Genomic DNA, 18,129 nt, shown 5'->3' on the forward strand with positions numbered 1-18,129 from the left:
TCTCGTTTCAGCGGCCCTCCACGATGGCGCGCATGAAGTGCGGCAGGTCGACCTGGTACTTTGCCTCAAGATACTCCTGAGAGCCGCATTCGAAAAAGCTGTCCGCTAGGCCGATCTTGATGAGTGGCTTCATGATGCCCGCCTCGTACAGCGCCTCCACCACGAGAGTCGCGAGGCCGCCGGTGGTCTTGTGGTTTTCCGCCACGATCAGCCGGTCGAAGCGCTGGGCGAAGGACAGCACCGTTTCCTTGTCGAAGGGCTTGATTGTGGACACATGGAGCACTGCCGCATCGACTCCCTGCCCGGCGGCGGCGTCCGCCGCATCGCGCGCCCGAGCCGACATGTAGCCCGTGGAGATGACGCCCACGTCCCGGCCCTCCCGGATAACCTTGGCCTTGCCTACCTCGAACTGGTAGTCCGATCCCAGCTCCACGGGCACCTTGCCGCGCAGGCTGCGCACGTAGACCGTTCCGGGAATATCGGCCACCGCGCGAACCACCTGCTTCAGCTCGGTGGCGTCGCAAGGATCGATGATCGTCAGATCCGCGATGCCGCGCATCATGTTGATGTCCTCGGTCGCCTGATGGGTCGCTCCATAGCCGTTCACCAGCCCGGGCATTCCGGCGAAGATCTTCACGTTGGCCATGGAGTGGGCGCAGGCAATGGACACGAAGTCGTAGGCCCGCCGGGTGATGAAGACCGAGTAGGTGGTGCAATAGGCGATCTTGCCGGCCTTCGACATGCCCGCCGCGATCATGATCAGATTCTGCTCGGCCATTCCCACGTTGAAGAAGCGGTTGGGATGCGCATCGCGGAACGGAAGGATATCGCTGTAGCGACCCATGTCGGCGGTCAGTCCCACGATCTCGGGCCGCTCGTGGGCGAGCTCCGCCAGGGTGCGGCCGAACGGAGCGATTTCCGTGACCTTGCCCTCCACGTCGATCAGTTCACCCATGCCGCGGGTGCGGCCGACGGCCTGCAGAGCTTCAGACATTTTCCTTCTCCAGTTCAGCCTTGAGGGAATCCCATTCGCTGTTGTCGACGCGCACGAAATGGGCGCGCTCGCGAGCCATGAGGGTCGGCACGCCGAATCCTGGGGTGGTGCGCATCACGATGGCCTTCGGGCGCCCGTCCTGCTTGCGGGCATTCGCCAGCGCCGACACGAGCGCCTCCATGTCGTTGCCGTTGACCTCGACCGTGTCCCATCCGAAGGCTGTGAACTTGTCGGCCACGGGGTCGATCTTCACCGTGACAGGGCCGTCGGCCTGGATGCCGTTGCAATCGATCAGCCCCACGAGGTTGTCGCACTTGAAGGTCGCCGCCCCCATGGCGGCCTCCCAGGTCGAGCCTTCCTGCAGTTCGCCATCAGAGAACTCGCAGAACACCCGGGCGGGCGAGCCATCCACCTTCAGGGCCATGGCCATGCCGACCGCCTGGCCCAAGCCGTGCCCAAGGGATCCGCCGACGATCTCTACGCCGGGAATGTCGTCGAAGGTGCTCATGGGCAGCCGTGAGCCGTTCAGCCCGTAGGTGGGCAGCTCCGTCTCGTCGAGATATCCGGCCTCGGCCAGAACCGCATACATGGCGATCGAGTAATGTCCGGTGGAAAGCAGGAATCGGTCCCGGTCCTGCCATCGGGGATCGGCCGGGTCGTAGCGCAGTTCATGAAAGTAGAGAGCCGCAAGACAATCGGCCATGCCAAGACCTTGGGCGATGTAGCCCTCGCCCTTTCCGCTTGCCATGTTGAGCATCTTGCGCCGCAGGCTGAGCGCACGACCTTTCAGCGCCCTGATGTCCGGGTTCTCTGGGGGATGATTCAATGTGGACATGGATGAACTCCAGACAGAACGTTCGGCTTAAAAGACCGGCAGGCCTTGCCGTGCCCAAGGCATCGACACGAGACAGCCGGTGCTCGAGAGGGTGATATAGGCGGTGCGGTGAGCCTCCCCGCCGAAGCAGATGTTGGTGGTGTAGGGATCGGGCAAATCGATCCGCTCCACCAACTCGCCTGAGGGCGACACCACGTTGATGCCACCGAACCGAAGGGTTGCGATGCCGATATTGCCGCTTGCCTCGACGGCGAGGGAATCGTAGCGGTGGAATCCGGACAGTCCCGCCACCAAATCGCCGCCCGTCGGCGATGGCCAGTCGGGCCGGGTCAAACGCCCCGGCTCCAGGATACGGTAACCCCAGAGACGACCGGACGATGTTTCCGCGACGTACAGGGTCTTTCCGCCCGGCGAGAGCCCGATGCCGTTAGGACCGATGAGCGGAAAGGCCACCTCGGCGATGTGGCTGCCATCCGCCTTCGCATAGAAGACCGCGCCGAACTCCAGTTGCCGTTCCTGCCGGTGGCCATGATCGGTAAAGTAAAATCCACCGTGGGCGTCGAAAACCAGGTCGTTGGGAGCCGACAGGCCAATGTCCCCGCAACGGTCGTACAGGGTCTCGACTCTGCCGGTCTCCGGATGTACCCGCTGAATGCGCCCGCCGGCATTGTCCCCAGCACGCCCCACCGGCCTCAGGCCCGAACTTCGGTTCCAGCTGAACCCTCCGTTGTTGCAGACATAGAGAAAGCCGTCCGGTCCGCGCGCCGCGCCGTTCGGGCCGCCACCCGTGTCGGCAAGACGCGTTGCCTTCCCTGCCCTGTCGATGAGCGTCAGACAGCCGCGCGCAATCTCCGTGACCACAAGGCTGCCGTCGGGCATCACGACTGGACCTTCCGGAAAAGCGAGCCCTTCCGCTAGAACCGTAAAGCCGCTCATGATGCGGCCTTCCGTGCGGCCGGCAGCCCAAGGATGCGGCCCAAGTCCTCGATGCTGTCGGCGAGAGCGCCGGGATTGTAGGTTTCCAGAACCTCCCGGTCGTAGAATCCATAGCTGACCGCAATCGCCTCCATGCCGCAGGCGCGAGCCGCCAGAATGTCCTGGGGCCCGTCGCCGACATAGACAGATTCCTCGGGCTTGGCCCCTGCCCGCTTGAGTCCGAGCAGGATCGGCGCCGGATGGGGCTTGCGCTCCACCGTGTCCTCCGCCGTCACGACGGCTGCGAAACTTCCGGGCTGGATGCCTGCGACCGAGAGATCGATAAGGGTGCGTTCCAGTCCCTTGTTGGTGACGACGCTCGGCTTGCGCCCGTTTGCGCCAAGCTTCCCGATGAGTTCGGCGACGCCCGCGAAAACCTTGATGTGATCGACGCACCGCGGATAGGTGTTGTGATAGGCGAGATAAAGCTCTTCCGCCCTGCCGGGGGCCACCACCGAGAAAACCTCCCTCGGGCGCATGGCGAAAAGCTCGCGCGCATCGATCGACTCAGGCGGAAAGCTCGCGTCAAGGCATTCCCGGAACACGCGGCGATAGCACTCCATCACGGCGCCGCGGGTGTCGACCAGGGTGCCGTCCAGATCGAAGAGGACGTGAGTGTGCAACATCTCTTTCATCGGGAATCCTGCTGTTCTTGAGCCTGAAGAAGCGCGGCGCGGTGTTTCCAGAGAGGAGCGAGATCCCGACCGAGATCGCGGAAGAGCGGGTAAGCCGCCCGGTAGCGTTCAGCGAGCGCAGGATCGGGCATGACCTCTTCGGCAACACGCACCATGCGCACGGCGGCAGATGTGAGGTTGTCATGGATGCCGACCGCAGTCGCACCCAGCATGGCAACTCCCAGGGCTCCTGCTTCCTCGACTTCCGGCACCATCAACTCGCGATTCATGGCTGCCGCGCAGATCTCGCGCCACAGTTTGCTTCGCGCTCCGCCGCCGGTGATGCGGATCTCATTCACCGGCGCATCGAGGGCCGCGTAGCATTCCACCATGGAGAGAGCGACGCCTTCCATGACCGCGCGCACCATCGTCATGGGCTGGGTGGCCATGTCGAGTCCGAAGATCGAGCCGCGGGCAGCAGGCTCATGCCGGGGCGCGGACATGCCCGAGGTGTTGAAATAGGGATGGATCAAAAGCCCATGCGACAGGGGCGGTACGGCGCGGGCATCCTGCTCGATCCGTTCGAAGATCGCATTCGCATTTCCATCACCTGCTGCTTCAGCCTGACAGAAGGCGGAGATGATCCAATCCAGGCAAAGCGAGCCCCCGCCCGTATTCGACATCAGCCGCTGCCATCGTCCGCCAGGCATGAGAAACAGGAACCCGACATTCTCGGGCTCCATGATCGGACGGTCGACTGTCAGGTTGTTCATGAAGCTGGTGCCGATCACGGTGACGGCCTGGCCCGCCTCCAGCGCCCCGACGCCGACGGCGGCGGCCACCGCGTCTCCTGCTCCGGTCCCCACCGGCGTGCCCTCGGCAAGGCCCGTCTGCGCGGCAGCTTCCCTCGTAACCCGCCCGACGATATCGCCGATGGCGAGAACGCGCGGCAGGCAGCCCATGATTTCGGGCACCCCGGCGAGTTCTAGCAGTTCCGGCGAGACCTTGCGCCCGCGAATGTCGCACGGAAAGAACGACAGGTCGGACTCATCCATAGCGATCTCGCCTGTGAGCCGGTAGTTGATGTAGTCCTTGGCGCAGAAAACAGTCGAAATGCGCGCATAGCGCTCGGGCTCGTGCTGCTTGATGTAGGACAAGAGCACCAGGGGAAGGCCCGGGATCGGCGCATTGCCGCAGATCTGGTAAAGGCGCTTTGTGCGCCCGTCCTCATTCCACCCTTCCAGCATGAAGGCGGCTCGGGCGTCCGGCCAGGCAATGGCGCGCCCTACCGGCTTCCCCCCGGAGTCGAGCGCCCACAATCCACCCATGTGCCCGCTCACGCCGACGGCGGCGATCTCTGCGGGATTGACACTGGAAGCTTCAATGGCTTCACGAATGGCGAGCGCGACACCATCGAACGTGCCTTCCATGTCCTCCTCATGCCAGTCGGGCTTAGGACGATAGGAAGGCGTTTGCCGTCGCGCAGTGCCGAGCGCCTGACCGGTTTCGGCGTTTATGACCACCGCCTTGGTGGCTGTCGTGCCTTTATCGATGCCCAGAACGTAGCTCATGCAGTCAGCGCTCCAGAGGTCAAATCAGCCCTGCGGCCTGAGTAGCCTCGATAGACATCCCGTGCCTCCCGAAAGAGCGAGAACCAGCCTTCGTATTCCGGCTGCGCCTGTGGATCAGGCTCGTACCGGGCAACGGTCTGAACCGTCTGACCGATGGCGGTCTCAAGGTTCGGCCAGAGGCCCGTGGCCACCCCGGCCAGGAGCGCGACGCCAAGAGCGCCCGACTCCTTGGCGCTCGATACCTCGATGGGAAGCCGACAGATGTCGGCGAACATCTGCGCCCAGAAGGCGCTACGGCTTCCACCGCCCGTGAGCGTTAAGGACGAGGGCTTCACCGGCATCGACTCGAAGCAGTCGCGGGTGGAGAAGCACAGCGCCTCATAGACTGCACGGAGCAGGTGGTCGCGGGTCGTGTGGCTTCCCACGCCGAAGAACGAACCTCGCGCCCGGGCATCAAAGAATGGCGCGAGCACGCCGCTGCCGTTCACATAAGGAAGCAGCAGCACCCCGCCCGCACCTCTCGGCACGGCGCCGGCGAGTTGCTCCATGGCGGAGAAGTCCCAAGTGCCGTCCGGCTTCTTCGGGCCGCCGAAACGCTCCAGGAACCAGTCCATGGTGATGGTGCCGGAGGTGTTTGGCAGAATGCGGATGTAGCGCTCGCACGGCATCGCGAACAGGAAGCCAAGGCCCGGAGGGTCACGGTTAGGTTTCGCCAGGATCAGCGAGTTGAGGCAGCTCGTGCCGAGAACGGTAAGCGCATCACCCGGGCGCATGCGCCCCACCCCCAAAGCGTTGGCAGACGCATCCCCCAGCCCGGTGACCACCGGGGTTCCTACGCTCAGCCCTGTTTCCGTGGCGGCGTTGGCCGAGATGCCTCCGGCGACTTCGCCGGATTCCAGGATGCGCGGCATCCGTTCGACCCAGTCGCCCGCGCCGCACAGGCTCATGAGCTCCGCAGAGTGTTCTCGCCGGTCGATGTCGCCTGGCACGAAGGACACGTCAGACGGGTCTGTTGCGAGGCCGCCGGTCAGCCGGTAGCGCAGGTAGTCCTTGGCGCAGAGAACCACATGGGCCCGGTCCAGAATGTCCGGTTCGTGGCGCGACAACCAGGCGAGCACCATCAGAGTGATGCCCGGCATCAGGCCGTTGCCGGAGATGGCGAAGATCCTGTCGAGCAGGCCCGCCCGCTCCAAGGCCATCTGCTCGGCCTGGGCACGCTCGTCAGGCCAGCAGACAGCGTTGCGGACAGCCTGCCCATCTTTATCGATAATCCAGGCTCCGCCCATGTGAGCCGCGATGCCAACGCCCTTGATGTCGGACCCGGAAATCCCCGCCGCCGCAACAGCCTCCTTGATCGTTTCGACGCAGAGCCGCCACGTACGCTCGGGATCCTCCTCGTGCCAGCCGGGCTGGGGTCGCAGGACCTCCATGCGCCGCTGGCTCGATCCGCAGTCGCGCCCGGAGACGTCGAACACGACGGCCTTGATGACGGATGTGCCTTTATCGATGCCGATAACGAAGCTCATGGGACGCCTCAGGCATAAACTGCCGGCGGATTGCCGAGTCCGGGCGATATGGTTCTGGGGGCGAAGCGAACCGTGCCTTGGGTCTTAGGATCGAACACGTAGAGCGCCGCCTCGTCCGCCAGCACATCGACCGGCTCGTCGATGCCGAACTTGCGGTCGTTCGGGATGAGGGCCTGAACCGTGTCCGGACCGATCTGTACTGTCACGAGGAGGGAATCTCCGAGTTGCTCGGACACATAGACCTTGCCCCGTACCTGCAGCATGTCGGCCGACGGCTTCGCCTCGCCCGCGCGGCGCACGTCCAGGCCGCTTGGGCGGCACCCCAGGAGAAGCTTCGCATCCGAAGAGACATTGGGCCGCAGGGCCGTGGGAAGGTGCGTCGTCTCGCCGCCGAACCGCCCCATGAGGCGGGGCAGTTCCACCACGCCTTCGATCGACATCAGATTGATGGAGTGCAGGCCAAAAAATTGCGCCACGAACGCGTTGACAGGACGGCTGTGGATTTCATCCGCCGTGCCGACCTGCTGCAGAATGCCGTCGCGCATCACGGCGAGCCGGTCCGTCATGGTCATAGCCTCGATGGGATCGTGGGTCACGATCACCGAAGTGGTGCCCAGCGAGCGCTGGAGGCGCTTGAGCTCCCCGCGGAGCCTGGCCCGGAGCAAGGTGTCCAGGTGAGCAATCGGCTCGTCGAGGCACAGGAGATTGGGGTCCCGGACCAGAGCCCGAGCGATGGCGACCCGTTGCTGCTGGCCGCCCGACATCTGCGATGCGCGACGATCGATGAGGTGCGCGATGTTGAGCATGCCCGCGACCTCAGCGACCTTCGCGTCGATGTTGGCTTTGGACAGGCCCCTGATCTTGAGCGGATACGAAATGTTCTGCCGCGCCGTCATGTGCGGGTAGAGCGCATTCTGTTCGAACACCATGGCGATATTGCGCTCTTGCGGAGACTTGTCCTCCACCGGAACGCCATCGAACAGGATCGAGCCGGAAGTTGCGCTCTCAAGGCCAGCAAGCATCCTGAGCACGGAGGTCTTGCCCGATCCGGACGGCCCCAGGAGGCCGAAGAACTCTCCATCCTCGATAGTTAAGCTGACGTCCCGAACGGCATGGACCGTGTGGCCGTACCACTTGTTGATGTTCGCGAGAGTGACGGATGCCATGATCGTCGTTCCTTATCGGCCGCCGAGTTCGATGGAGAAGCTGCGGATCAGCGACCGCTGCATGTAGTAAGAGATGATGAGAAGCGGCCCTACGGCTGCGATGCCGATCGCGCCGAGCTGACCCCAATTGGGCTGCTGGAAGAGGAAGAAACTCGCCAGCGCCTTCGGTAGGGTGATGACGTTCTCGCCGGTGAGCACCAGCGCGAACAGGAACTCGTTCCAGGCGAAGATCATGGACAGGATGCCCGCCGTCAGCACGCCCGGGGCGCTCAATGGCAGGAGCACATCCCAGAACAACCTGTACCAGGGCGCGCCGTCAATGCGGGCTGCCTCCTCGTAGGACTTAGGGATCTGGCGGATGAATTCGGACAGAAGCCAGATCACCAGGGGCAGATTCATGAAGGTGTAGATAATGATGAGGCCCGTATAGGTGTCGAACAGGGACAGTTCCTGAAACAGGAGATAGAAGCCGATCACTGGCACGATCGGCGGCATCATCCGCAATGAAAGAATGGTGAAGCTCAGCTGCCCATGTGGGGGAAAGCGGCGCGCCAGCGCATAGGCTGCCGGGAACCCGAGAACCAGGCAAATGGCGGTGGAGAGAGACGCGACGATCAGGCTGTCGCCGATGCCCTTTCCTCCCCCAACCGTCCAGCCTTCCGTGAAGTTCGCGAGCGTGCCGTTGACCGGCAGCACACTCGGAGGTGAATTGAACAGCTCCGCATACGGCTTGAAGGCAGTCAGCAGCAGCCAGAGCAGAGGACAGAGGAAGAGCAGGAGCAGCGCCACCATGACCACGTGCTTGAGCACTTCCCGCAGGATCTCGCCGAAGGAAGCACGATCTGCGGGAGGATGAGAGGCGGGGATCGGGCTCATGCGGCGCTTCCTTCTGCAAGGCGGGGCGTAGCAGCCGGGGCGGCAGATGCGGGAGCCTTGTCCCGTCTCTTCACGAGGGCCAGAATGGCCATGGTTCCGAATGTGAGCAGGATCAGCTGAATGATGCTGAGCGCGCCCGCCGCCCCGAACTCGAAGCGCCCGAAGCCGAGATCATAGGTGTAGTAGGCAAGGTTCTGCGTGCTCGTGCCCGGCCCGCCCCGAGTGAGGATGTAGATGATGTCGAACACTTTGAAGCTGTCGATGAAGCGCAGCACGAACGCCACTGTCATGTAAGGCACGAGCATGGGCAGAACGATGTGGATAAAGGTCTGCATCCGGTTCGATCCATCAACCTTCGCGGCCTCGAAGACGCGCGGTGGGATTGAGCGAAGGCCGGCGAGCAGGACGATCATCACGAACGGTGTCCATTGCCAGATGTCGACCAGAACCAGCGTCGGAAGCGCCCATTCGGGAGAGGAGGCCCAGGCCGGCGGGCTGATCCCAACGCCGCGCAGGACGGAATTGAGCGGGCCGTAGATCGGGTTCAGGAAGAGGTTCCAGGAGAAGCCGACCACGATGGGAGCCAGCATCATAGGGATGAGGAAGAGCGAGGTATAGATTTCGCGCCCGCGGCTATAGCCGTTGAGCAGGAGCGCCAATCCTAGGCCTACAAGAATCTGCAACGGCACGGCGATAAGGGCGAACACCAGCGTGATCGAAAGGCTCGACCAGAACCTGGGGTTGGTCACGATGCTCTCGAAGTTGCCCAGTCCCACCCACTCAGTCGGAATGGGAATGGCGAGCTGGTAGGACGTGAAGGACGCATACAGCAGATAGGCCACCGGCCATATCGAGAGCAGGAAGAGGAACAGGAGCGCCGGCGCTAACAGGATCAAGGTCGCGCGCTTTTCCTGCGCCTGCTGCCTCTTCTGGGATGCGCTCCGGGACGACCGTACGGCGTTGGGGGTCGCGGCCGACGTGCTCATGCCTGCGCCTCATCTCGTATCTGCTATGACGGGAGGGCGGAATCCATCCGCCGCATCGGCGACGGCGGCGAACCGCCATCGCCTGGTTTAAGGTATCAGGACCAGTAGCCCTGCTTGATCATGCGCTGACGATACTCGTTGTAGTGCGTGATCTGCCGGTCCCGGTTGTAGGTTTTCGTGGTTTCCTCGAACTCCGAGGTCATCGCCTTCAGGGCTTCCTCAGCCGTGGCCTGGCCGGTGACGGCACGCTGGACGTGCTGGATCATCGACGCGAGATAGCGGTTCGTGCCCGGGATCGAGATGTCCAGGTAGACTTTCGGGTTCGCGAGGAGCTCCTTGCTGACGGACGCAAAGTTCTCGGCAAAACCGGACTCGGCCTGCAGCGGGAAGGTGCTCTTCGGGTTGTCGAACATGCTCGTCCGCCAAGGATCCATGAGGGACTGCGAGAAGGTTTCCGCAACCCACCGGTTCGCGTTAGCCGATTGTTGCAGCCATGCGATGGCCTGGAACGCCCCTCGCTTGTTCTTAGAATTCTTGGCGATGCCCATGGCGCGTCCATAAGGCAGAATGGTCACTGGCCCCCAGTTGCGCGCGCACTTGATCTTTCCCGCTACCTTAGAAACGGACGGATCTGCTGCACCCTTTGGCATGTCGGTCCACCAGTTAGCCTGCGCAATCTTGCCCTCAAAGAACACTTGCCGGCCCACATCCCAAGGCATGGCCTTAGCCAAGTCTGCCGGCATGAAGTTTGTCATTTCTTTGTAGCGGCGCAAGGCCTCGATGGTGGTGTCGTTGACGAGCTTGGGCCTCATCTGCTCGTCGAAAAGCTCGCCGTAGCGTTCTCCCTTTTCCGCCCCCGCCTGGACGAGCTGGTTGATGAAAAACGCGTAAACGAAGAAGCTCGTGACCTCTACGGCGCCATAGAGGTTCTTGTCCGGGCGCGTGAAGAACTCGGCGGTGTCCCGGTATTCCTTGTAGTTTTTCGCAGGCGCGAGGTCGTAGCCGTATTTCTGACGGAAGGCAGACTGCTCCTCCCCGCTCTCAAAGAGATCGGACCGGTAGGTATTGATGAACATGTCACCGTCAATCATGACGCCGACAATTTTGCCTTCATAGATGTTGAGCTGCTGGAACGGCTTGGCGATATCGCTAAAGTTGAGCTCCTGCAGCGTGCCGACCTCTTCCAAGGGTGTCAGGAATGGACCGAAGTCGCCCACGAAGTTAGGCCAGAAGTCAAACGCATCGAATCGTGCGGTGCCCTGTCTTAAGGCAAGCAGGTTCTGGTCGTACATGTTGCCGAGCGGATAGGACACGAACTCGACATCGATACCTGCTGCCTGCTTGAACTCGGGCGTGAAGGTCTTAAGGATTGGTGTAAAGGCGCCGCTGTCCACGCCCACTGTCACCTTGCCTCCGCCGGATTGCGCAGCGGCGCCAAGCACGCCGCTGAATGTCGCCAGCGTGGCGGCGGCGCCGAAGATTGAGCTTCTTCGTAACAGTTCACGGCGGGAGATGAGACCCGCCGTATCCATGCTTGCAAGCTGATCGAGAGCGAACTCCTCGGTTTTCGGGTGTTTGGGCAGCCGTACCATGTTTCTTCTCCCTGGGGCGGACCATGCGTCCGTTTAATTTTTTTAACCCCATCGCTTAGTGTAATTGTATTCACTAGCGACAGATTGTTTTATTTATGTAGACGCTATCTCACAGATTGTTTTATTACAATCTGGAAAATTGTAGCAAAGATATGATCGAAGAACTGATACAATCAGGGACGAAAGCCCGCAGCCGGTCCATCGTCACCGCCGTGATCGATGGCATCGCGCACCGCAAACTCGCCCCTGGACAGAAGCTCCCGCCTCAGCGCGACTTAGCCCATGACTTGGGCGTTGCGGTCGGCACTGTGGGGCGCGCCTATGCGGAGTTGGAAACCCAAGGCTTCGTGATCAGCCACGTGGGCCGCGGCACCTTCATCGCGGACAGAAGGACGGCACGCACCCAGGACGCGCCACAATCGGCAGAGCCCATTGACATGGCGGTTTACCGGGTGCCTGTGCCGCCGCTGGATGATCTCTTTGGAGAGACCTTGAAGGCCATGGCGGCGGAGCATCGGCCGGACCAGATCCTCGGCAGCGCTCCCACGGCAGGACGCTTCGAGCATCGCGAAGCCTTCGCTCATTGGCTGAAGCGCTTCGGGGTGTTCGCGACACCGGACCAGATTGTGCTCACCAATGGCGGCCAGCATGCTATGATGGCTGCAATCTCGACGATCACTCATCCCGGGGAGGTCATTGCCACAGAGGACTTCACCGATCCACGGATGAAGATGGTCGTCAGCCACCTCGACAGGCGACTTGTCGGCATTCCGATCGATCAGTACGGTCTTTTGCCGGAGGCGCTCGATCAGATCTGCAGAACGCAGGCGATCGCGGCCATCTACTGCACCACGCGCAGCCAAAATCCGACGAACATCACCCTGTCCCTCGAGCGACGCCAGGCCATCGCGGAAATCGCCCGTCGTTACGATTTACCCGTGATCGAAAGTGATGTGTACGGGACGATCATGGCGGACGTCGACCCGCCGATTTTCGCCCTAGCTCCCGAGCGCACGCACTTCATCTCCAGTCTCGGTCGGATCGCTGGCCCAGGGATGAAGATCGGCTGTCTTGTGTCGCCGCCCGACAAGGTGGCTCAGACGCAATCCGGAGTTGGCATGTCAACAGGCGCCGCAACCCTAATCATGGCGGAGCTAGGCTCCCGCTGGATTACGGAAGGCCGGATCGACGAGATGATCCGTTGGCAGCAGGCGGAGGTGTTGCGCCGAGTATCGCTCCTCACTACGTTTCCGGTACTCGGGAAGGCTCACGCCATCCCAACCTCCCCTCATGTCTGGCTTATCCTGCCGGAGCCTTGGCGTGCGGAGGAATTCGTTGGGGCAGCCGCCGCTCACGGGGTCACCATCGCGCCGTCGCACAGCTTCGTGGTTGGCCGCCGTTCGGTGCCGCATGCGGTACGGTTGGTCATCGGCTCGCCGCCCTCCATGGACCTTTTAGAAACCGCCTGTGAGCGCCTGGAGCGCCTCCTGAACACCCAACCTCGCATCCATGGAGATACAGCATGACGAAGGGAAGCGACGGGGTCGTCTTGGTCGTTGGTGCCCTAGGCGTAGTCGGGCGCGCCGCTCTCGACCTTTTTACCCGAACACCGGGTTGGTCCGTCATAGGCCTGTCGCGTCGAAAGCCTGACTTTGAGACGAACGCTCGCTGGATCAACGCTGATCTCAAGGATCTCGCCGGACTACGGGAGCAGCTTGCCTCAGAAGGCAAAATTTCGCACGTGGTCTATGCCGCCCTTCACGAGGAGCAGAGCCTGGTAAAGGGTTGGAGCGCGCAAGAGCAGATCCACTCCAATGTGCTGATGCTGAGTAATCTGCTCACTGCGCTCTCCGACCTGAGCATCGACTTCTCGCATCTCACCCTGCTGCAGGGCACGAAGGCCTATGGCGTACACCATGGGCCCTACAAGATGCCCGCCAAAGAGAGCGATCCACGCTTCATCTCATCCAACTTCTACTACGACCAGGAGGATCTGGTTCGGGAGAAAAGTGGTCGAGAGGGATGGGCGTTCACCGTGCTCAGACCGCAGATTGTCTGCGGCTTCGCGCTCGGTAATCCCATGAACGCCGTCACAGCCATCGGAGTTTATGCATCCATTTGCCGGGAACTGGGGCAGCCTATGCGTTTTCCCGGGGGGCCTCCATGCTTCCAGGAGGCCGTCGATGCCAACCTCTTGGCGCGAGCGATCCTGTGGGCCGGACGGGAGCCTCGCTGCGCGGGCGAGATCTACAATATCGCCAACGGAGATTGCTTCTCTTGGCCCAATCTGTGGCCTCGCTTTGCGAAGCGCTTCGGTGTTGAGCCGGGTATCGCCCATTCTTTTTCCCTGGCTGAGACGATGCTAGACAAGGCGCCCGTTTGGGATCGCATTGTCGAGAAACATAGCCTAGTGCCGTATAGCTATGAGGAAATCGTCTCTTCTTGGCAGTTTATGGATTATTTGCTGCGACATGGGCGCAACTATGCGCACCACTCGCTTGTCTCAACGATCAAGGCACGAAAGCACGGCTTCCATGACTGCATGGATAGCGAAGAGATGTTTGATACCACCTTCACACGGCTACAAGAGGCTAGGATCCTGCCGTGTTGACGTGTGGTGCCCCGGCGCTCATCCCCACGTTATCAGCGAGTTGCATCGGAGGTTCAGGTTTGAGTTCCAAGCTGACGCCCAGGACAATCCAGCATTAACATTACACTCGACCATCCACGCATCGCGGGCCGAAGCTAGCTTAGTGTTTTCCGCCTTGGCGAGCGTCACTCTCCAGCAGGTGTAGCGGCCCGCGCGTTCAACTATGCTGCTACTCAGGAATGGCTCTGTACGAAGTGGAAGAGGCTAGGGTTTTAATTTTGATCAGGGAGTATGACGGCCATGACCATCCAACCACAGCCTTTCAAATTGCAAGTCCCGGACGCTTCCATTGCGGATCTGCGTGTGCGCTTGCTACGCGCGCGCCTTCCAGACCAAGCACCGGGCGAGCCATGGGCGTATGGCACTGATGTCGCCTACTTGAGCACCCTCGTCGAATATTGGCGCGATCGCTTCGACTGGCGCGCGCAAGAGGCGAGGCTGAATGCCTTCCCGCAATATAAGGTCCAATTGCATGGCATTGATCTGCACTTCCTGCATGTCCCGGGAGTGGGTCCTGATCCCCACCCTCTCCTGCTCTCGCACGGCTGGCCAGGCTCCATCTTTGAGTTTATCGAGCTGATCCCCCGCCTTACTGATCCAGAGCGATTCGGAGGCGACCCTGCCGATGCCTTCACGATCGTCGCTCCCTCTCTACCGGGCTACGGCCTCTCCTTTGCTCCTGGTCAGCCGCGGTTCGGAGTTGAGAGCATTGCGGACTGTTTGGCTGCTCTGATGAGCGAAGTGCTGGGTTACCGTAAATTCGGAGCCCAGGGAGGCGACTGGGGCGCGTTCGTCACTGCTCGGCTCGGCTACGCCTACCCGGAGCGCCTATCCGGCATCCATCTCAACATGATGCCAATCCGGCGTGACCCAACGATTTTATCCGATCCGACACCCGAGGAGAGCCGCTTCCTGGACGAGCTTCAAGTCTGGCTTAAGGAGGAGACCGGCTACCAATGGATCCAAGGGACCCGGCCGCAGACGCTAGCCTTTGCGCTGACGGATTCCCCAACTGGCCTTGCAGCGTGGATCGTGGAGAAATTCCGGGCGTGGTCGGACTGCGGCGGAGACATCGAGGCTGTGTTTTCACGGGATCACCTGTTGGCAAACATTAGCCTTTACTGGTTCACAGGCGCGATTGGCTCGTCCTTCTGGCCCTATTATGCTCGGATGCACGGGCCTTGGCCTATTCCATACGGTGAAGCCGTAGCCGTACCGACAGGATATTGTGAGTTCCCACGTGAGATGCTGAGGCCGCCCCGTTCTGCTGCTGAGAGAACGTTCACGAACCTTCAGCGTTGGAGTGTGATGGAGCGTGGCGGGCACTTCGCCGCGATGGAACAGCCAGAAGCTCTAGCTCAAGAAGTACGCGCTCTATTCCGAATGCTTCGCTGAGACAGATGACTTATCGCTTGCGGCCGCCGAAATGGACGCAAGCAAGTGCGGTGCTCTGGCACGATGCAGAGTGTGCGACCCAAATCCTTCGAATAGAAGGCGGTTGATCTTATGAAGGTGGGTATCGAATCGGTCCCTGAAGCTCGCCCCACTCAACGAACGTCAGCTCTTAGAACCCTAAGCGGTCCTAGCGATTACGTCGCAGAAGTGCCAGGAGCGGACCTCCCGCATAGCGGACCGGATGTTATGCGCCGATCAAGGCCAAACGGCTGCCATGGGTCTTCGAAGTCAGCGAACTCACGGTGATAGTCGCTTCAATTTCCCAGCGAACAAGTCTTAGGAACTGCTCGCCCCGACATCCCAGGCGGCGATGCCACGCTGGATGATCGCCTTACAAGTGTCTCTCAGGGGCCCGTCACGTTAACCGCCCTTGGATGCAATGAGACTTAATTAACAGCATAGCTGGTTCAAGGGTTCTGTCGCAAATCCGGATCAGAGGCGAGAAAGGATCAGGTACTTCTGGAGAGCTCATGCGGCGAGCAGATCGAATTGCTCTGCGAGTGACAGCTGCAGATTGTGGGCGTACTTCGCCTGTCCTTTCCGCATCATGTGAACCAGTTCAATCCCGCCCAAGATCACGCGAGCGCTGTTCGAAGACTTGAACCCAAGCATCGGCCAGATCCGCCGCTTGATCGCCCGATGATCCTGTTCGATGATCCGTGTGGCGGCCTCAAAGGCCTGGTTCGCGGTTTCGGCTACCCCGTCGAGGAAGAACTCGAGCCAAGCCTCCCAAGCGCCGTACTCTCGAACCTCTTGCAGCAGACGATAGTAGTCAGCCCGGTGGGTCTTCAGATACAGGCTGAGGTAGAGCAGCGGCTTGTGAAGCACGCCATGGACACAGAGGAAGAGAGTGACGAGCAGGCGTCCGATCCGGCCATTGCCGTCCAGGAACGGATGGATGGTCTCGAACTGAACGTGCAGCAGCCCTGCCTTGAGAAGGGCCGGCAACTTGGAACGGTCCTCATGCATGAACTGCTCGAGAGCGCCAAGGCAGGCCTCGAGCTCTGTCACAGGGGGAGGGACGAAGAGGGCATTGCCCGGGCGTGTGCCACCGATCCAGTTCTGAGAGCGCCGAAACTCCCCTGGGCTCTTACTGCCGCCACGAGCGCTCTGAAGAAGGCGGGCATGCATTTCGCGAATGAGACGGAGGGAGAGTGGTAAGTCTTGGAGGCGCTCAAGTCCGTACATCATCGCATCGACGTAGTTCGAGACCTCGCGAATGTCGTCAATGGGCTGGCCTGCTTGGGCTTCGGTCTCGAACCGCAACAGGTCGGATAGTGTCGACTGGGTGCCTTCGATTTGGGAGGAAAGCACGGCCTCCTTTCGGACATACATGTACAAGAACAACTCCTGACGCGGCAGGAGCATGGTGACACCGTCGAGCCGACCCAGCGCACGCTCGGCCAAGCTGAGCCGCTCAAGCAGCGGAAGGACATCGATGGGCGGTTGAGGTGGAAGTGGTGGCGGGACGAAAGCGCGCACGGTTTCCCCTGCAACCGGGATTTCGACGAAGCGGCCAAGCCGCAAGTTGGTGGAATCAGCTTCGGTCATAACCAACTGTTGCAGGGCGCGTTAATTAAGCAAGGTGCCGTTTGTTTAACTAAGCGGGATTGTAAGGTAAGCAGCCTTAAATAAGCCGAATGCCAAAACCGTTCTATAAGCAGAGGCTTCGATGCAGCTCGCTAATATAGATATAACATTTTGCATAATAAGCATTTCGATAAGAAGTCGGCGACAATGCCAAGTCATGACTGCCTGGCCAGGGGGCTTCCATCTGCTCCATCGTTCAACGTTTGATTCCGGTTTGCTGCTTTCCCGTTGAAAGGCCAGCGGAGGAAGCGCTTGGATGTGGAACTTCGTTCTGGATGATGTAGGTGTTGATCAGAGCCACAACCTTGCGGCCGAGTGCCTGATCCTCTTCAAGGCTACCCGTGTCGAGGATCTCGAGCCGGATCTCGAAATCAGGGTCGCAGATGAGAATGGCCGGATCCTGCTCGTCACCGTCTCCCGGTCTGTCCAGGAACCAACCCTCGTCAGGATTCGGATCTTCAACATCAAGACCCGCATCCAGGCTCTCGACAAGATACCTCGCCAGACGATCGTTGATCCGCGTGCCATCGTCTTCGCCAAAGATGAGCCGAGGCTCGCCTTGAGGATCCCGAATGACGTGCTGCCGATCCCTTCCGGGCCGGGCGATGAACAGGGTCCAGTGTGACGATGGGCTCATGCGGTATTCTTCTCGCGAACTTCGTTGAAATCTTGAGCAAAGCTGTGTTTCGGCGTCAAGCATCGCCCCTATAGGGCTGCTTTCGTTCGCATCCCTCTCACATGGCCTTGGCTGGGTATGGCAGCGCAGCAGAACCAGCTGTGCCGTCCTTACACGATCAAGCTCCAGAACGAGGTTTTGCGGCCGTGTTGGAGTTTGAGGCGCTTCATGTAGACATCATGAGCCTCAAACCTGCCGAAATCCTCAACTCGGTCAGCAAGGCTCTCGCACTCCTCAAGGTGGCGGGCAGCGTGCTGGTACCGCTTGGTCCTGTTTCGCTCCAGGGCAAAGTCGATCAAGGCCCGGCGGAGAACAGTAGCCGCAAGAGGATGTTTGGCCTCCAGCGCAGCTGCGGCCGGCGCCATGATCTCGTAGAAGTCGCCGTTGAGTTCGTCTGCACGGGCAAGCACCAGGTGCGCGGCTTGGTCCAGCGCCGGCCAGGTCACCAGGAAACTTAAGGCATGGTGCACGCTCGAATGGCTCAGGGCATGAGCGATGGCCCGCTCCTCAGCCTCGAGATCCTCAAAGTCGGGCAGGCGCTTGAGATAGGAGCGCAGGTGCTCCGGGCTGAGCGAGCGCTCAAAGCAGACCCAACGAAACGCCTGCGCCTCATCCGCTCGCCC

Annotated in this window: 15 protein-coding genes and 2 pseudogenes; 4 read left to right on the plus strand and 13 right to left on the minus strand. The window is 61.1% G+C overall.

Annotated features, from left to right (window positions below; translation table 11 throughout):
- Window positions 1-7: 7 nt before the first annotated feature.
- The 10 genes from JKG68_RS18870 to JKG68_RS18915 form a co-directional block, all read right to left on the minus strand.
- Complete coding sequence (locus JKG68_RS18870) at window positions 8-994, minus strand: transketolase family protein (protein ID WP_202062629.1); 987 nt, start codon at window positions 992-994, stop codon at window positions 8-10.
- Window positions 987-1,829, minus strand: coding sequence for a transketolase (locus JKG68_RS18875; RefSeq protein WP_202062631.1), 843 nt, complete (start codon window positions 1,827-1,829; stop codon window positions 987-989). Before JKG68_RS18875 ends, JKG68_RS18870 begins: the two co-directional genes overlap by 8 nt.
- Before the next feature lie 27 nt (window positions 1,830-1,856).
- Complete coding sequence (locus JKG68_RS18880; protein WP_202062633.1) at window positions 1,857-2,765, minus strand: SMP-30/gluconolactonase/LRE family protein; 909 nt, start codon at window positions 2,763-2,765, stop codon at window positions 1,857-1,859.
- Window positions 2,762-3,439 carry an HAD family hydrolase gene (locus JKG68_RS18885; protein ID WP_202062635.1) on the minus strand — a complete coding sequence of 226 codons (678 nt, stop codon included), beginning with the start codon at window positions 3,437-3,439 and terminating at the stop codon, window positions 2,762-2,764. The genes JKG68_RS18880 and JKG68_RS18885 overlap by 4 nt, the downstream gene beginning before the upstream one ends.
- Window positions 3,436-4,989 (minus strand): FGGY-family carbohydrate kinase, encoded by a 1,554-nt coding sequence (locus tag JKG68_RS18890; protein WP_202062636.1) that lies wholly within the window; start codon window positions 4,987-4,989, stop codon window positions 3,436-3,438. The genes JKG68_RS18885 and JKG68_RS18890 overlap by 4 nt, the downstream gene beginning before the upstream one ends.
- Complete coding sequence (locus JKG68_RS18895) at window positions 4,986-6,515, minus strand: FGGY-family carbohydrate kinase (protein ID WP_202062638.1); 1,530 nt, start codon at window positions 6,513-6,515, stop codon at window positions 4,986-4,988. The genes JKG68_RS18890 and JKG68_RS18895 overlap by 4 nt, the downstream gene beginning before the upstream one ends.
- 8 nt (window positions 6,516-6,523) lie before the next feature.
- On the minus strand, window positions 6,524-7,681 hold the full coding sequence (locus JKG68_RS18900; RefSeq protein ID WP_202062640.1) for an ABC transporter ATP-binding protein: 1,158 nt from the start codon (window positions 7,679-7,681) through the stop codon (window positions 6,524-6,526).
- A 12-nt stretch (window positions 7,682-7,693) separates the two neighbouring features.
- Window positions 7,694-8,557 carry a carbohydrate ABC transporter permease gene (locus tag JKG68_RS18905; protein WP_202062642.1) on the minus strand — a complete coding sequence of 288 codons (864 nt, stop codon included), beginning with the start codon at window positions 8,555-8,557 and terminating at the stop codon, window positions 7,694-7,696.
- A complete protein-coding gene (locus JKG68_RS18910; protein WP_202062644.1) occupies window positions 8,554-9,543 on the minus strand; it encodes a carbohydrate ABC transporter permease in 990 nt (329 codons plus the stop codon). The genes JKG68_RS18905 and JKG68_RS18910 overlap by 4 nt, the downstream gene beginning before the upstream one ends.
- 95 nt (window positions 9,544-9,638) lie before the next feature.
- The gene (locus tag JKG68_RS18915) at window positions 9,639-11,135 is read right to left on the minus strand and encodes an extracellular solute-binding protein (RefSeq protein WP_202062646.1); all 1,497 of its coding nucleotides are present in this window, start codon (window positions 11,133-11,135) and stop codon (window positions 9,639-9,641) included.
- A gap of 152 nt (window positions 11,136-11,287) precedes the next feature.
- Between JKG68_RS18915 and JKG68_RS18920 the strand changes: the two genes are divergently transcribed.
- The 3 genes from JKG68_RS18920 to JKG68_RS18930 all read left to right on the plus strand — a co-directional run bounded on the left by JKG68_RS18920 (window position 11,288) and on the right by JKG68_RS18930 (window position 15,180).
- Window positions 11,288-12,661 carry an aminotransferase-like domain-containing protein gene (locus JKG68_RS18920; protein ID WP_202062647.1) on the plus strand — a complete coding sequence of 458 codons (1,374 nt, stop codon included), beginning with the start codon at window positions 11,288-11,290 and terminating at the stop codon, window positions 12,659-12,661.
- Window positions 12,658-13,746, plus strand: a complete 1,089-nt coding sequence (locus JKG68_RS18925) for an SDR family oxidoreductase (RefSeq protein WP_202062649.1) — start codon at window positions 12,658-12,660, stop codon at window positions 13,744-13,746. The genes JKG68_RS18920 and JKG68_RS18925 overlap by 4 nt, the downstream gene beginning before the upstream one ends.
- Before the next feature lie 279 nt (window positions 13,747-14,025).
- The gene (locus JKG68_RS18930; RefSeq protein ID WP_202062650.1) at window positions 14,026-15,180 is read left to right on the plus strand and encodes an epoxide hydrolase family protein; all 1,155 of its coding nucleotides are present in this window, start codon (window positions 14,026-14,028) and stop codon (window positions 15,178-15,180) included.
- Window positions 15,181-15,708: 528 nt separating this feature from the next.
- Here the strand turns inward: JKG68_RS18930 and JKG68_RS18935 are convergent.
- Both JKG68_RS18935 and JKG68_RS33530 read right to left on the minus strand, forming a co-directional pair.
- Window positions 15,709-15,897, minus strand: a pseudogene (locus JKG68_RS18935) (DDE-type integrase/transposase/recombinase); the annotation flags it as partial.
- A pseudogene (locus tag JKG68_RS33530) lies at window positions 15,889-16,791 on the minus strand (Fic family protein); the annotation flags it as partial. The pseudogenes JKG68_RS33530 and JKG68_RS18935, both read right to left, overlap by 9 nt.
- 295 nt (window positions 16,792-17,086) lie before the next feature.
- Here JKG68_RS33530 and JKG68_RS18945 point away from each other — a divergent pair.
- Complete coding sequence (locus tag JKG68_RS18945; RefSeq protein ID WP_202062652.1) at window positions 17,087-17,455, plus strand: hypothetical protein; 369 nt, start codon at window positions 17,087-17,089, stop codon at window positions 17,453-17,455.
- Between the two features lie 161 nt (window positions 17,456-17,616).
- Here the strand turns inward: JKG68_RS18945 and JKG68_RS18950 are convergent.
- On the minus strand, window positions 17,617-18,129 hold a 513-nt coding region (locus JKG68_RS18950), incomplete at its 5' end, for a DUF6880 family protein (RefSeq protein ID WP_376773176.1).

Source organism: Microvirga aerilata (assembly GCF_016743775.1).
In the GTDB taxonomy this organism is placed as follows: domain Bacteria; phylum Pseudomonadota; class Alphaproteobacteria; order Rhizobiales; family Beijerinckiaceae; genus Microvirga; species Microvirga aerilata.